Origin of the sequence: Streptomyces sp. NPDC003077, assembly GCF_040611095.1 — a bacterium.
Taxonomy (GTDB): Bacteria; Actinomycetota; Actinomycetes; order Streptomycetales; family Streptomycetaceae; genus Streptomyces.
Genome location: NZ_JBEXNM010000032.1, coordinates 15,282 through 29,094 on the forward strand (window position 1 = coordinate 15,282; position 13,813 = coordinate 29,094).

General features: G+C 68.9%; 14 protein-coding genes, 1 pseudogene and 1 CRISPR repeat array. Of the genes and pseudogenes, 5 read left to right on the forward strand and 10 right to left on the reverse strand.

Annotation, left to right across the window (positions count from 1 at the left end; genetic code table 11):
• Positions 1–4: 4 nt before the first annotated feature.
• Both ABZX96_RS21355 and ABZX96_RS21360 read right to left on the reverse strand, forming a co-directional pair.
• A complete protein-coding gene (locus ABZX96_RS21355; RefSeq protein WP_355546682.1) occupies positions 5–1,318 on the reverse strand; it encodes an MFS transporter in 1,314 nt (437 codons plus the stop codon).
• Entirely contained in the window at positions 1,315–1,956 is a 642-nt protein-coding gene (locus ABZX96_RS21360) for a GntR family transcriptional regulator (RefSeq protein WP_355546684.1), read from the reverse strand. The genes ABZX96_RS21355 and ABZX96_RS21360 overlap by 4 nt, the downstream gene beginning before the upstream one ends.
• Before the next feature lie 181 nt (positions 1,957–2,137).
• Here ABZX96_RS21360 and ABZX96_RS21365 point away from each other — a divergent pair, with 181 nt between their 5' ends.
• From ABZX96_RS21365 to ABZX96_RS21375, 3 genes and pseudogenes are all read left to right on the forward strand, one after another.
• Positions 2,138–3,817, forward strand: coding sequence for an Eco57I restriction-modification methylase domain-containing protein (locus tag ABZX96_RS21365; RefSeq protein WP_355546686.1), 1,680 nt, complete (start codon positions 2,138–2,140; stop codon positions 3,815–3,817).
• A 12-nt stretch (positions 3,818–3,829) separates the two neighbouring features.
• Positions 3,830–4,567: a PaeR7I family type II restriction endonuclease gene (locus ABZX96_RS21370; RefSeq protein ID WP_355546688.1), complete on the forward strand. Its 738-nt coding sequence runs from the start codon at positions 3,830–3,832 to the stop codon at positions 4,565–4,567.
• Positions 4,568–4,650: 83 nt separating this feature from the next.
• Positions 4,651–4,851: pseudogene (locus ABZX96_RS21375) on the forward strand (GNAT family N-acetyltransferase); the annotation flags it as partial.
• On the opposite strand, the gene ABZX96_RS21380 reads toward ABZX96_RS21375, so the two are convergent.
• The 3 genes from ABZX96_RS21380 to ABZX96_RS21390 form a co-directional block, all read right to left on the reverse strand.
• Complete coding sequence (locus tag ABZX96_RS21380) at positions 4,755–5,069, reverse strand: HD domain-containing protein (protein ID WP_355546804.1); 315 nt, start codon at positions 5,067–5,069, stop codon at positions 4,755–4,757. The pseudogene ABZX96_RS21375 and the gene ABZX96_RS21380 overlap by 97 nt on opposite strands.
• A gap of 298 nt (positions 5,070–5,367) precedes the next feature.
• Positions 5,368–6,188: direct repeats of the CRISPR family, unit length 28 nt; unit sequence GTCGGCCCCGCGCGTGCGGGGATGATCC.
• Between the two features lie 453 nt (positions 6,189–6,641).
• Positions 6,642–6,848, reverse strand: coding sequence for a DUF397 domain-containing protein (locus ABZX96_RS21385; RefSeq protein ID WP_355546689.1), 207 nt, complete (start codon positions 6,846–6,848; stop codon positions 6,642–6,644).
• A gap of 3 nt (positions 6,849–6,851) precedes the next feature.
• Positions 6,852–7,700: a helix-turn-helix transcriptional regulator gene (locus ABZX96_RS21390; RefSeq protein ID WP_355546691.1), complete on the reverse strand. Its 849-nt coding sequence runs from the start codon at positions 7,698–7,700 to the stop codon at positions 6,852–6,854.
• 214 nt (positions 7,701–7,914) lie between these two features.
• On the opposite strand from ABZX96_RS21390, the gene ABZX96_RS21395 reads away from it, so the two are divergent.
• Complete coding sequence (locus ABZX96_RS21395) at positions 7,915–8,409, forward strand: ATP-binding protein (protein WP_355546693.1); 495 nt, start codon at positions 7,915–7,917, stop codon at positions 8,407–8,409.
• Here ABZX96_RS21395 and ABZX96_RS21400 read toward each other — a convergent pair.
• Positions 8,381–9,217 carry a GNAT family N-acetyltransferase gene (locus ABZX96_RS21400; protein WP_355546695.1) on the reverse strand — a complete coding sequence of 279 codons (837 nt, stop codon included), beginning with the start codon at positions 9,215–9,217 and terminating at the stop codon, positions 8,381–8,383. The two genes, ABZX96_RS21395 and ABZX96_RS21400, sit on opposite strands and share 29 nt — an antisense overlap.
• 190 nt (positions 9,218–9,407) lie before the next feature.
• Here ABZX96_RS21400 and ABZX96_RS21405 point away from each other — a divergent pair, with 190 nt between their 5' ends.
• The gene (locus ABZX96_RS21405) at positions 9,408–9,584 is read left to right on the forward strand and encodes a hypothetical protein (protein WP_355546697.1); all 177 of its coding nucleotides are present in this window, start codon (positions 9,408–9,410) and stop codon (positions 9,582–9,584) included.
• A 143-nt stretch (positions 9,585–9,727) separates the two neighbouring features.
• Here the strand turns inward: ABZX96_RS21405 and tgmC are convergent, their stop codons facing one another.
• The 4 genes from tgmC to ABZX96_RS21425 form a co-directional block, all read right to left on the reverse strand.
• Positions 9,728–10,903 carry an ATP-grasp peptide maturase system methyltransferase gene (gene tgmC / locus ABZX96_RS21410; protein WP_355546699.1) on the reverse strand — a complete coding sequence of 392 codons (1,176 nt, stop codon included), beginning with the start codon at positions 10,901–10,903 and terminating at the stop codon, positions 9,728–9,730.
• Positions 10,900–11,862 carry an ATP-grasp ribosomal peptide maturase gene (gene tgmB / locus ABZX96_RS21415; protein ID WP_355546701.1) on the reverse strand — a complete coding sequence of 321 codons (963 nt, stop codon included), beginning with the start codon at positions 11,860–11,862 and terminating at the stop codon, positions 10,900–10,902. The genes tgmC and tgmB overlap by 4 nt, the downstream gene beginning before the upstream one ends.
• A complete protein-coding gene (gene tgmA, locus ABZX96_RS21420) occupies positions 11,859–12,113 on the reverse strand; it encodes a putative ATP-grasp-modified RiPP (RefSeq protein WP_355546703.1) in 255 nt (84 codons plus the stop codon). Before tgmA ends, tgmB begins: the two co-directional genes overlap by 4 nt.
• Positions 12,114–12,382: 269 nt before the next feature.
• Entirely contained in the window at positions 12,383–13,801 is a 1,419-nt protein-coding gene (locus tag ABZX96_RS21425) for a dihydrolipoamide acetyltransferase family protein (protein WP_355546705.1), read from the reverse strand.
• Positions 13,802–13,813: the final 12 nt, after the last annotated feature.

Below are 13,813 nucleotides of genomic sequence, written 5' to 3' on the forward strand. Positions count from 1 at the left end.
GGGCTCACACCGGCACGTGCACCGTCTCCACCCGGCTCGCCACGATCCGCTCCCGCTCCCGGCTCACGGCCCGCTTCCGCAACCGCAGGATCTGCGAAACGCCCAGCGCCTCCAGCACGAAGACCGACGCGAAGGCCACCCGGTAGTTGTCACCGGTCGCGTCCAGCAGCACACCGATCGCCAGCAGCGTCGCGATCGAAGCCGTGAAGCCGCCCATGTTGACGATGCCGGAGGCGGTGCCCTGCCGCTCCGGAGGGTTGGCCGGGCGCCCGAAGTCGAAGCCGATCATCGAGGCCGGTCCGCAGGCGCCGAGCACCACACACAGCGCGATCAGCAGCCACAGCGGCGCGTGCGCACCCGGCCACAGCAACGTGGCCGCCCAGAAGACCGCCGTCACGCCCACCGTCCCAAGCGCCAACGGCAGCCGCGCCGCATGGTGCCGAGCGATGATCTGCCCGTACACAAGACCCACCGCCATATTGGACAGCACGACCAACGTCAGCAGCTCGCCCGCCTCCCCCCGCGACATCCCCTGCGCCTCGACCAGAAACGGCAGCCCCCACAGCAACAGGAACACCATCGCCGGGAACTGGGTCGTGAAATGCACCCACATCCCCAGCCGCGTCCCCGGCTCGCGCCACGCGTCGGCGATCTGCCGCCGCACGAAGCCCCGCCCGGCGGGCACGGCGGCCGGCGCCGGCTCGAACCCCTTGGGGTGGTCCTTGAGGAAGACGAGCATCAGGACGAGCACCAGCACGCCCCCCGCCGCACTCCCCGCGAACGTCGGCGTCCACCCGAAGGCATGCAGCAACCGGGCCAGCACCAACGTCGAGACAAGATTGCCCGCCATCCCCACCAGCGCGGCGACCTGCGCGATCAGCGGCCCGCGCCGAGCCGGGAACCAGCGCGCGCCCAGCCGCAGCACACTGATGAACGTCATCGCGTCACCACAGCCCAGCAACGCGCGGGAGCCGAGCGCCGTGGCATACGAAGCGGACAGCGCGAACCCGAACTGCCCCAGCGTGTACAGCACGACGCCGATCGCCAGCACCTTCTTCGTCCCCAGCCGGTCCACCATCAGACCCACCGGAATCTGCATCCCGGCGTACACCAGCAACTGGAGGATGGAGAACGTGGACAGCGCCGAGGCGTTGATGTGGAACCGCTCGGCCGCGTCCAGCCCGGCCACACCCAGACTCGTCCGGTACGTGATCGCCACGAAGTAGACGGCGACACCGAGCCCCCAGACGCCCACGGCCCGGGGGCCGCCGGGTGGGTCTCCGGGCAGGGATATGGAACTGCTGCTCTTCGCACTCATCGGGACTCCCCCTGCGCCAGGTTCCGCACCCAGCTCACGTGCCGGTGCACGGCGTCGGCGGCGGCCTCCGCGTCCCCGGCGCGCAGCGCGTCCAGGATCTCCCCGTGCTCGGTGATGTTCTTGGCGATCCGGTCCGGGTGGGCGTGCATCACCGCGACGCCCATCCGAAGCTGCCGGTCCCGCATCTGCTCGTACAACCGGTCCAGGATCTGGTTCCCGGCACTGCGGACGATCGCCGCGTGGAAGCACCGGTCCGCGACCGACGCAGCCGCCAGATCCCCGGCCGCCGCCCGCTCCCGCATCAGCTCAAGCTGCTCCTCCAGCTCCTTGATCAACGCCGCCGGCGCGGGCACGGCCTTCCGCGCCGCGTGCATCTCCACCAGCAACCGCGTCTCCACGACATCCGCCACCTCCTGCGCGGACACCGGCAGAACGAGCGCCCCCTTCTTCGGATAGAGCTTGATCAGCCCCTCCGCCTCCAACCGCAACAACCCCTCCCGCACCGGCGTCCGCGACACCCCCACGGCCTCCGCCAGCTCCCCTTCGGTGAGCAGCGTGCCGCCGTCGTAGCGGCGGTCGAGGACGGCTTGTTTGACGTGGGTGTAGACGCGTTCGGCGGCAGGGGGGCGTTTGGTCATGGGTACAGGATAGATACAAGAGGGATGCGTGGGTAGCGGTGTCCGGTGCGCGTCCCCATGACAGCAGCCGGACTTACACGGACACCGGACTTACGCGTACAACCGACGGCTTTCCGTCACCACACGACCGCGAACAGCGAGCGGCAACCCCATTGACACCCCCTGCCGTTAGGGTTTCCCCGTGGCAACCCTCGCGCTCTTCGGCACCGACGACCTCACGGTTCCCGGCTCTCTGGAAGAGGCCGTGGAGCACGGCGAGGTGTTCACGCGCGAGTGGGTGGTCGAGCTCATCCTCGATCTCGTCGGGTACACCCCCGATCGCGATCTCGCCGCCTTGCGGCTCGTCGAGCCGGCGTGCGGCGCGGGAGCGTTCCTCGTGCCCGTCGCCCGGCGGCTCGGGCTTTCCTGCCGGGCCCACGGCCGCCCGCTCACCGACGCCATCAACGCGATCCGGGGATTCGATCTCCTGAACCGTCACGTCCTCGACGCCCGCGACGCACTGCGTGAGGAATTGTCGCGGCAGGGCTGGAAAGAAACGGCCATCGAAGCCGTCCTGCACACCTGGGTTCGTAAAGGCGACTACCTCCTCCAGGGATACCGTGACGACAATCCGGCCGACTTCGTCGTCGGCAATCCGCCGTACGTACGCATAGAGGACGTCCCCGACGACCGCATGGCCGCTTATCGCGATGCGTGCGTCACGATGGGCGGCCGGGCCGATCTGTATATCGGTTTTTACGAGACGGCCTTGCGCGGTCTGCGCCCCGGCGGGCGGCTCGGGTTCATCTGCGCCGACCGGTGGATGCGCAACCAATACGGCCGGAGACTACGACAGCTGATTTCCGACCGTTACAGCATGGACCTCGTCCTGACGATGCACGACGTGGACGCCTTCCACGAACAGGTCTCCGCCTACCCGGCCGTGACCGTCATCAGTAAAAAGGCACAGGGAGGCGCGGTCGTCGCGGATACGACACGCGCCTTCGACGCGTCCGCGGCCGGCGATTTCCTCAGCTGGGTCCACCGGAATGACGAAACGGGAGCGGAAGAGGCCGCCTATCAGGCAGCCCGCCTGCCGCACTGGTTCTCCGGCGGTGATTCCTGGCCCGCGGCATCACCGGCGCGCCTCGCGCTCCTGGAAGACCTCGGTGAACGATTCGGTCAGCTGGAAAACCCGAGCAGCCGCACCCGGGTCGGCATCGGCGTCGCGACCGGAGCCGACAAGGTCTTCCTCACCGACGACGCCGAGCTGGTCGAGCCGGACCGGCTGCTCCCCATGGCCATGGTGCGCGACACCGTCAGCGGCCACATCGACTGGAGCGGCACCTACCTCGTCAATCCCTGGTCGGCCCAAGGCGACCTGGTGGACCTGGCGCACTACCCCCGCATGTCCGCGTACCTGCGGAAACACGGCAGCGTTCTCAAAAAGCGGTACGTGGCGACGAAGCAGCCGACGCGTTGGTACAAGACCATTGACAAAGTCGACCACGCCTTGCTCCGCACGCCCAAACTGCTATTCCCCGACATGAAGTTGTCGATTCACCCGGTACTGGACGAGGGCAACCTGTACCCGCATCACAACCTCTACTACATCGTGTCGGACACCTGGGACTTGTCGGTACTGGGCGGCCTGCTGCTGTCCAAGGTCGCCCAGGCTTTCGTCGAGGCCTACGCGGTCAAGATGCGCGGCGGTACGCTGCGTTTCCAGGCCCAGTACCTGCGCCGCATCCGCGTTCCGGACCCGGCGCAAATCACTCCCGAAGACGCCGAAGCCCTTTCCCGGGCCTTCCGCAATCGTGACGTAGAAGCGGCCACACAGGCCGCCCTACGGGTATACGGACTCACCGAACTCCCCGACTAGGAGGAAGAAAACTTGACGGTCACCCGCCAAGATTTCGAAGACGCCGTTGCCCAATACTGGGGGAAGAAGAGAACACAGAACGACCTGTCGGCCATCAGGGATGCGGTCAGCACCGGAACCGCGGGCACAGTACGCGGCGGAAAGCATTTCGACCCGATCGCCGGGTTGATCGCCAAGTTCTTCCTCGACGCCGGATACCCGAAGGAATCCATCCGCGTCGACCAGGGCTTAGAGCTCCCCGGCTATTACCGCCCCTTGAAGAAGTGGGACATAGTGGTCGCCCATGAAGGGCACCTGGTCGCCGCATTCGAGCTGAAGGCCCTCGGCGGCCCCTCCTTCGGCAACAACTACAACAACAGGGTCGAGGAGGCCCTCGGAAGCGCGGTGGACCTGCGGCGCGCCGCTCTCGCCGAGCTCTTCCCCGGCTCCCGACCGTGGCTCGGGTACTTCTTCATCATGGAGGACCACGAGAAATCCCGGAGTCCCGTACGCCTCGCCAACCATTCGGCTTTCGCCCCGGAGGCCATCTGGCAGGGCACCTCTTACCAGGACCGCTTCGCGATCTTCTGCCAACGGCTCGTGGACGAACGGCTCTACAACGCGGCGTGCTACATCACGTCCTCCGAGCAGGACCCCGGCCCGAAGGAACCTGCCGAGCTGCTGGACTGGCGTCACTTCTCCGCCTCGATCACGGGACGCCTTGCGGAACTGAAGGCGCTCGGGATTCCGTGGTCGGATGGCCCGCCGTAGTCGGAAGGCCACAACCCCTACTGACCACCATCTGGGCATCCCCGTTCAGGTATCGGCCCAAATCGGCCGGGACCTGAGCCGCGCTGTTGCCGCAGTACTTCGCCGTGTTGCCCGAGCACAGGGGGTACGGACACGGCCGCACCCTGTGGCGAGCCGCCATGGCCTGGGGCGTCACCCACGGCGCCGACTACCAACTCCTCCAAACCGAAACCCCCAGAGCCTCCGACCGGCTCTGCCAGGCCGAGGGCCTGACCTCACTCGGCTTCGTGATCACCACGTTCTGACGGCGCGGACCAGCGACATCGTTCACGCCGGCTACAGGCGCTGAAACCCGGGTGTCGCCTTGCCGCAGTTGCATTCCGCAGAGCCAGGCCAACAGGCGTCGGCCGTTGTCCGCCCCGCCGGCCGCCTTGTTGAGGGTGCGCCTCATGGAGGGCGCGAGGAACCCATCCCATAAGGCCTCGGTTACCGCTGCCGTACCGAGAAGGTGCGACAGGAGCAGGTTCTTCGTACCACCGGCCCTTCTCCTCGGTTACCCCACAGAGCCGCAATGCCCGCGGTGACGTCCAGCCCTGCATCGCCACTGGGTGCCGCGTTGCCCGTCACAACCCCTCGCTTATATATGCTCCACTTGCACGTACGCTTGTTGAGCACCTTGCGCCCGGCCACCGATAACCGGCCGGGACGATCACCCGAACGCCGATCGGCTTGCCCACGGGGACCTCGCGTCGGCCGATCGAACGCGAATCGAACTGATTGGGGAACGGGAGGTGCCGGGAGAAACGCCCAGGTCGGGAAGCGTCGGCCCCGCGCGTGCGGGGATGATCCGCCCCAGCGTTGTTACCTGAACGGCTTCAACATGTCGGCCCCGCGCGTGCGGGGATGATCCCCCGACGCTGCTCGCCAGGGCGCCGGCGGGGCCGTCGGCCCCGCGCGTGCGGGGATGATCCGGCGGCCACGCCGGACCGGCCTTCTCGGTGCCGGTCGGCCCCGCGCGTGCGGGGATGATCCGCTCGGCAACGAGTTGAGGGACGGCTGGCTCGGGTCGGCCCCGCGCGTGCGGGGATGATCCGGTCAGGGTCGCCAGGATGGGGGCCGGGCCGGTGTCGGCCCCGCGCGTGCGGGGATGATCCTCCGTAGACGCTGACGGCGACGCCACCGAGCGCGTCGGCCCCGCGCGTGCGGGGATGATCCCACGCTCCCGGCGGGGCGAGGTGCTGACGCTGCGTCGGCCCCGCGCGTGCGGGGATGATCCGTCGTCGTAGGTCATCAGCCGGAGACTAGCCACGTCGGCCCCGCGCGTGCGGGGATGATCCGGCTGCCGCGCGCCTCAACGGCGTTCTCGCCAAGTCGGCCCCGCGCGTGCGGGGATGATCCGTCGACTGCCGCGTACAGCCCGAGCGCGGGCCGGTCGGCCCCGCGCGTGCGGGGATGATCCGGTCCGCATGTGTGCCTCCGTGGCGGCGCGGCCGTCGGCCCTGCGCGTGCGGGGATGATCCCCTCTCCAAGGATGACTACTGCGATGTGTGCCGGTCGGCCCCGCGCGTGCGGGGATGATCCCACCCTCGTTAGCCCGTTCTGCGTGTCCGGTGCGTCGGCCCCGCGCGTGCGGGGACAGTCCGATCGGCCAGCTCACCGCGTATCCACGCGCCGTCCCACTGACCGACGTTCTGCGGTTGGCCGTGCTCCCCTCCCGTTCCTTCCTCCAGCACGTTCAGCCCCGGCCGCAGGTCGGCGGCTCGCAGCATCTCGGCGACGGCGGCCGGCATGGAGGACGAGGAGGTGGGGACGCCGGTGCCGTCGGGCTTCCCGTCGTCGAGTTGCGTCACCAGGACGGCACGTGAGTTGACCAGCCGCTCCCACTTGCGCGGGGCTCGATGCCGGTCAACTTTGCGGTATCCGCCGCTTTCGCGCACCCACACCACCTCCGGAACGAACCCGGCCCGGGGCGTGGACAGGAACACCTCGTGCCAGCGGTCATCAATCGTTCCGGCGGCGTGGAGTTCGTTGACGAGTCGGGTGTAGGGGTCCACGTGTGTCCCTCGGTCTCCCGCGTGCACGGCTGGCCCGCGCTTCAACCGCGAGCTTGTCCTCCTTGGAGGCTCCCGCTCGTCACGGCAGATCGGAAGGATTCCCATGCCGCCACCCCAAAATGAAGTATTGGCCCATGAACATCCTTGGAATCTCGAACGGCTACAAGGCCCGGTACGTTCACAGCAACTTCTATACATTCGAGCTCGGCGCTGCTGTAACTCGACTTAACGAAGCTCAGTGGATACACGCTTCAGGTTTCCTCACGAATCCGGTGAATAAGGTCGACGCTCGAACGCTCGGAAAGAGCCAGGTGCACTGTTCCGTCGAAGAGCTCGCCGTGCAAAGCGGCTTGCGCCTCACTTTCCAGCCAAACCGTGCCAGATGTGCTGTCGGCGTACACCACATCGATGGCATCACTCTCCGCGAAAGAGACGATGCTGAAGGCACCGGGCATGCCCGGAAATGCGCCAGCGCTGAGGGGTAGTACTTGGAGCCGTACGTTGGGCTTGTCAGCCATCTCCAGCAAGTGCCTGAGTTGTTCACTCATGACGGCACAGCCCCCGACCTGCTGACGAAGGGCGGGCTCCCACACAACCGCCCAAAGCGACAACGGCTTGTCCCCGCTGAGCCTCGCCTGCCGGTTCTGCTTGATCTCAACCGACTGCTTAATGAGGTCAGCATCCATTCCGATCGCCTGCCCCCCGCCTAGGGCTGCTGTGTAATCAGGCGTCTGCAGCAGGCCGGGCACAAGGCTCAACTGCCACGACCTGACCCTGACAGCAACATCTTCCATGCCGATGTACTCAGCAATATCCGCCTTCTCTGGATACTGTTTCCACCAGCCCTTGGCTTTACGTCGCTCGCGATCGAGTTTGGCCATATGCAGGAGACCAGCGACCGTATCCGGATCCGTCACCTCGTACAGGTGGCACAGCGCACGCACATCCGGGTCTCTCACCGGGACCAATCCGCGCTCTATTTTGGCAACTTTGGGCACGGAGGCAGTCAGCGCCTCGGCAGCAGCCGCCTGGCGCAGCCCGCGTGCCTCGCGCATGCGCAGCAGTTCACCGCCCAACCGGCGTCCGAGCACCGTTGACACTGACGTTCCCCGATCCGGCCGGTTGCCCGCCATCACGCGCCTCCCCTGCTGGCAGTTGCCTCAGTCTGCGACGGAGAGAGATCGGCACACAACTCAGTTCGCAGAAATTTTTCTGCCCGAACCACTTGCTGCCCGCGTGATCGAGTCACTACGGTACGTGGTCAACCGCTCGCTCAGCGAGCCCATTCGGCACCCTCAGTGGAGGCGATGAGCCATGGCCGTTCCCCAACTCATCCGGGAAGACACGCTCGACTACACCCCCACCGCCCGCAGCGTGACCCTGGCCCGGCGGAGAGTGGCACGGCTGGTCGCGGAGTGGGGGATGGCGGAGCGGGCCGGGGATGTGGGGCTCGTGGCGTCGGAGTTGGCGTCCAACGCGTTGCTGCACGGGTGCCTGCGCGGGCGGTTGTTCCGCGTACGGATCTGCGCGCGGGGGCGGACGCTGCGGATCGAGGTCAGTGATCCGCGCGGGGAACGGCTGCCCCGGCAGCGGCCCGCCGGGTGCGTCGGCACGTCGGGTTACGGGCTGGTGCTCGTCGGGCAGCTCGCGAATCGGTGGGGCATCGAGGAGCGGACCGTCGGGAAGACGGTGTGGGCGGAATGGGACCTGGGGCCGGAGGAGGACATCAGTCCCCCGCAGCCGGAGACCACGTCCTCGGCCGCCCCCTCGCCCCCGTCCCTCAGCCCGCCATCCGCCCCGCCGCGATGAGCCGTTCCACGACCTGGGCGTGGGCCGGGGCGCAGCGCGTCAGGGACTGTTCGCGGTCGAACCAGGCGTATTCGGCGATCTCGCGGCCCGGGCGCGGGGTGATGTTCTGGGGGCCGCCGGTGAAGCAGGTCATGTGGAGGCGGCGGCCGTTCTGGCCGTGGGCGACGTCGTGGATGGTGAACGCCTCGGTGAGGGAGGTGGCGGGGATGGTCAGGCCCAGTTCCTCGGCGAGTTCGCGGGAGAGGGCTTCGGCCGCCGTCTCGCCGGGCTCGTACTTGCCGCCGGGAAGGTAGAACGTGTCCTTGCCGTGGGTGCGGACGCTCAGCAGGCGGCCGTGGCGCACATGGAGCCAGCTCACGGACTTCAGCGGCGCGGCGCGTTCGAGGGTGATCACGATGTGGCCGGTGTCCTCGTCGGGGTGCCGGTCGCGCTCGGTGAAGCCCATCAGCTCGTAGAAGCGGCGGGAGCGGGCGTTGCGCTCGTACACGTCGAGGGTGAGGGCGCCGTGCAGGGCCGCGGCGTGCTCGATCAGGGCGCGGCCGGTACCGCGGCCCTGGGCCTCGGGGGCGACGAAGAGGCCGCCTATCTCGGAGCCCAGCAGGCCGAGCAGGCCGACGACGGTGCCGGACTCCTCGGCGACCCAGTTCTCGGCCTGGACGAGGTAGATCTCGCGGAGCTTCCGGAGGCGGTCGCCTTCGCCCTCGCCGTCGATGAAGGGGTGGGCCTCCTTGGAGGCCCGGGACCAGAGATCGACCACGGCCGCTTCGTCGGTGGGCCGGTAGCGGCGGATGGTCATCTCGTTGCGCATGGGATGACGGTAGGCAGTTGTTCTGTGACCAGGCAAGTTCTTATACGTCCCATACTTCCGGCGCAGTCTGTGTACGACCTGAGAGGGACATGAGTGAGTACCTGACGCTGACGCGGGACCCCTGGGACGCATGGCGTAATGGAGATCGAGAAGCCGTCGCGGCTTCCGTGTCATACGTAGGGGAGAAGAGATGGAGACCAGGACGAACGCCGGCCGGCGCGTACGCAAGGCCGTGGTGGTCGCCCTGATCGTGGCCGGGCTCTGGGCGGGCACGGCGGTGACGCGCGGCATGGCGCGCGGGGAGGACGGCGCGCCGAACGGGCCGATGGGGCACATCAGCCGCGCGGTGCAGGTCATCCGGGGCTGACACCCGAGGAGCAATCGTGAGGGCCTGGGGCCGGGGATCTTCCCGGCTCCGGGCCCTTTTCCGTTCTCCGTGTCGTTCCCCGTGGCGGCGCTTCCGTTCTCCGTGGCCGCGTTTTCGTTCTCAGTGGACGCGATCGACGGCCATCAGCACGGGAGGTCCCAGTGCGGACCGTCCGGGCTGCCCAACCACACCACCTGACGCTCGGTGGTCGCCGTCACCCCGAAGCCCGTGTGATCGGGTTTCCCGGCTCCGAGCCAGCGGGCCCACGCCTCCTCGACCTGGCTCCACAGGCGCAGGGGGCCGTCCTCGTGCACCGTCCAGCCGGAGCCGTCGGGTTCGAGCCACGCCTGTGAGCCGGTGGCCACGTCCCACAGGATCACCGTGCCATCGGAGCAGCGCATCAGTACGGCGGACGGTGCGCCGAGCTGGGCGACGAGGTGGCCGACGGGCTCTTTGAGGAGATCGGGACCGATGTCGGCAGGGCGCGTGTGGCCGGGGTGGCGGTGGAAGGTGGGGTGGGGCGGAGGCTGGTGGGGGCGGGCGGACATGTAGGAGATGGATTCGCCGACGTCGACCAGGCGCCCGTGCGCGGTGCCGGTGTCGTCCACGGTGAGGTGGAGCAGGGCGAAGGCGCCCAGCCAGCCGCCGAGGGTGGCGGTGATCGTGCCGCCGTCGCGGAGCTGGAACAGCCAGGACGGGGGCAGGGAGCGGATGGCGCAGGTGGCCACCACCGCGTCGTACTCGGCGTCGGCCGGGTGCCCGCGCAGGCCGTCGCCGGTGGCCAGGTGTGGCGCCGGATATCCGGCGGCGGTCAGGTGGCGGGCCGCGCGAGCGGCCACGGCCGGGTCGTACTCGACGCTGGTGACGTTCTCCTGGCCCAGGCGGTGGCACAGCAGGGCGGTGGAGTAGCCGGTGCCGGTGCCGATCTCCAGGACCCGGTCGCCGGGCTTGATACGCACGGTCTGGAGCATCCGCACGACCAGGGAGGGCTGGGTGGAGGAGGAGGTGGGAACGCCCTGGACCGGGCCGGTGGCGTCGGCGGCGTGGTGGCCGTCCACCTGCGTGACCAAGGTGCGGTCGGAGTGGACGGTGCGCAGCCAGTCCTCCGGATTCAGCTCGTCGCGGCGTACGGGGGTGTAGCCGTATCCGGTGGCGTCGTGGCGGAAGTAGGCGTCGTCGATGAAGAGTTCGCGGGGGACGGCGGCCACTGCGGCGCGCCAGGCCGGGTCGACGGGTTCGTGGGGGTTGGTGATGCGGTCGGCCAGTTCCCGCCGGGCGGCGGAGCCGATCTCTCTGGCAGTGGTGGTGTCGGTCGTCATGGCGGATCTCCCGCGTACTGGAGCTCGTCGGCCAGGGCTTCGGCGATCTGCCCGGTGATGGCGGGCGGGAACCACGCCCACTGGCCGTTCGGATTGCATTCGTACAGCCAGGCCCGGCCGTCCGCGTCCACCCCGAAGTCGAACGCTCCGAAGACCAGCCCGAAGGCGTCCAGATAGGCGCGTACTCCCTTGGCCAGGTCCGGCGGGGTGTCGATGAGGGTATAGCGCAGGGACTCGTAGTGCCGACGCCAGTCCAGCCCCGGAGCGCCCTCGATGCGCACGGTGAACAGCCGCTGACCCACGGCCGTCAGACGCAGGTCGGTGACCGCGGGCACGCGGCGCTGAAACAGGTGCGCAGTGTGCCCGACCCCCTCGTCCAGGTCGGTGGGGGCGGCTTCTTCCACCCAAACGGTGAGCATGCGGTCGTCCACGCTGACGTAATCGGTGTGGAAGAGAGGCTTGTAGATCACCGAATCGTGTGCCTCGGCGAAGGTGCGGGCGTGCTCGGGGTCGTTGGTGACGAGCGTGGGCGGAAGGCGCAGCCCGCACCGGGCGGCGGTGGCGAGTTGCGCCGGCTTGTACTCGGCGTCCCGGTTCCGCCAGGGATGGTTGACGTAGTGAGCGCCAGGCAGCGCGGCCAGAACGCCGCCCAACCCGTACCGGGCCTGTTCGACGCACCAGCGCGCGTCCTGCCCGGCCATGGCGGCGGAGGGAGCCGCGTACGCGCGCGGTCGGCGCCAGTACACAGCCCGCACCGCTGCGAGATCGACTTCCCGAGTGGCGGTGCGGACGCTGCCGACAAGTCCGGTCTCGTCCAGGTGAGCACCCAAAGCAACCTCTGCCGGAAAGTCGCCCGGGTCCAAGCGGACGACTGGGACCGCGCGCCGGTTCAACTCCTCCACCACGACATCGGCCGTCGCGTCACGGAGCCGGGTGATCACCAGGACCGGTGGGGTCAATCACTGTCCCCTTCCTGATCCGAGCCCTGGTCCCAGTCTTGCCCGTCCCCGCTGGTCGTGACGTCCGTCTCGTTCGAGGTCTCGGATGCCTTGTGCTTGTCCAGTACCGGCACCAGCCGCCCGTCCGGTCCCCGGTACACCGCGATTTGCCGTTCCGCGTCCAGCTCCAATGTGGTGGGCACGACCACCGACCGGGGGTACGGCCTCATCCGGGACAGCCCCCACGGGGCCACGGTCTGCTCGCTTGACATGGCGATGCCTCCAGTGCGTTAAGGATCTACCACGCAGTGTGACCGGAGGCGGCTGTCCCTGACAGGTGATTAGATCGGCACTCTGGTTCTTCCTCCAGCGCAGGGAAGCACGGGAGTGCGCACAAGAGCATCGATGCACTGGCGTACGCGACCCGGGCTGAGCCCACCCGCACCGCGAAAGCCGGAGGCCCGGCGGCACAAGCCGCCAGGCCCCAGCCCCTACACCCGGCGTGCCTGAACGTTCCGCCCAGGCCACCGGACGAACAGCCCTACCCCCAGGTCATCAACCTCTTCGGCTGCTCCAGCACCGCCGCGATGTCGGCGAGGAGGCGGGAGCCCAGTTCGCCGTCGATCAGGCGGTGGTCGAAGGAGAGCGCCAGGGTGGTGACGTGGCGGGGCTTGACCTTGCCCTTGTGGATCCAGGGCTGGAGCTTGATGGCGCCGAAGGCGAGGATGGCGGACTCGCCCGGGTTGAGGATCGGGGTGCCGGTGTCGATGCCGAAGACGCCGATGTTGGTGATGGTCACCGTGCCGCCGGACATGTCGGCCGGGGAGGTCTTGCCCTCGCGGGCGGTGGCGACCAGGTCGCCGAGGGCGGTGGCCAGTTCCGGGAGGGTCTTGGCCTGGGCGTTCTTGATGTTCGGGACGATCAGGCCGCGCGGGGTGGCGGCGGCGATGCCCAGGTTCACGTAGTCCTTGCGGACGATCTCCTGGTTGGCCTCGTCCCAGGACGCGTTGACGTCCGGGTTGCGGCGGATGGCCAGGAGCAGCGCCTTGGCGACGATCAGGAGCGGGTTGACGCGCAGGCCGGCCATGTCCGGGTCCTGCTTGAGCTCCTGGACGAGCTTCATGGTGCGGGTCACGTCGACGGTGACGAACTCCGTGACGTGCGGCGCGGTGAACGCCGAGTTCACCATGGCCTGGGCGGTGGCCTTGCGGACGCCCTTGATGGGGATGCGGGTCTCGCCCAGGACCGGGGCCGCAGGCGCGGGAGCGGGGGCGGTGACGGGCTCGGCGACCGGGGCCGCCGCCGGGGCGGGGGCCGCCGCGGCGTGCACGTCCTCGCGGGTGATGATGCCGTCCGGGCCGGTGGGGGTGACGCCGGCCAGGTCGATGCCGAGGTCCTTGGCGAGCTTGCGGACGGGTGGCTTGGCCAGCGGCCGGGCGCCGGGGGCGGCGGGGGCTGGTGGCGCGGCCACCGGGGCCGCGTGGCCGTTCATCTCGGCCTGAATGGCCGCCGCCGCGGGCGTGGCCTCCGGGGCGGCCTGGCCCTTGCGGGCGCGGCGCTTGGTGGAGGACTGGGCGACGCCGTAGCCGACGAGGACGGCCTGACGGCCCTCGGGCTTCTCCTCGGCGGGCGCGTCCGCGGCCGGAGCCGGGGCGGCCTCGGGAGCGGGGGCGGCGGCCGGCTCGGCCGGGCCCGCGCCCGGCGTGGTGTCCACCGTGATGATCGCGGTGCCCACGTCGACCGTGGCACCCTCCTCGAAGCGGATCTCGGCGACCTGCCCGTTGAAGGGGATCGGCAGCTCCACGGCGGCCTTGGCGGTCTCCACCTCGCAGACGACCTGGCCGTCGGTGACGGTGTCGCCCGCCTGGACGTACCACTTGAGGATCTCGGCCTCGGTGAGCCCCTCGCCCACGTCGGGCATCTTGAACTCGCGGAAGCGCTCGGCGGTGTTCGCAGTCATGGTCACGAATCT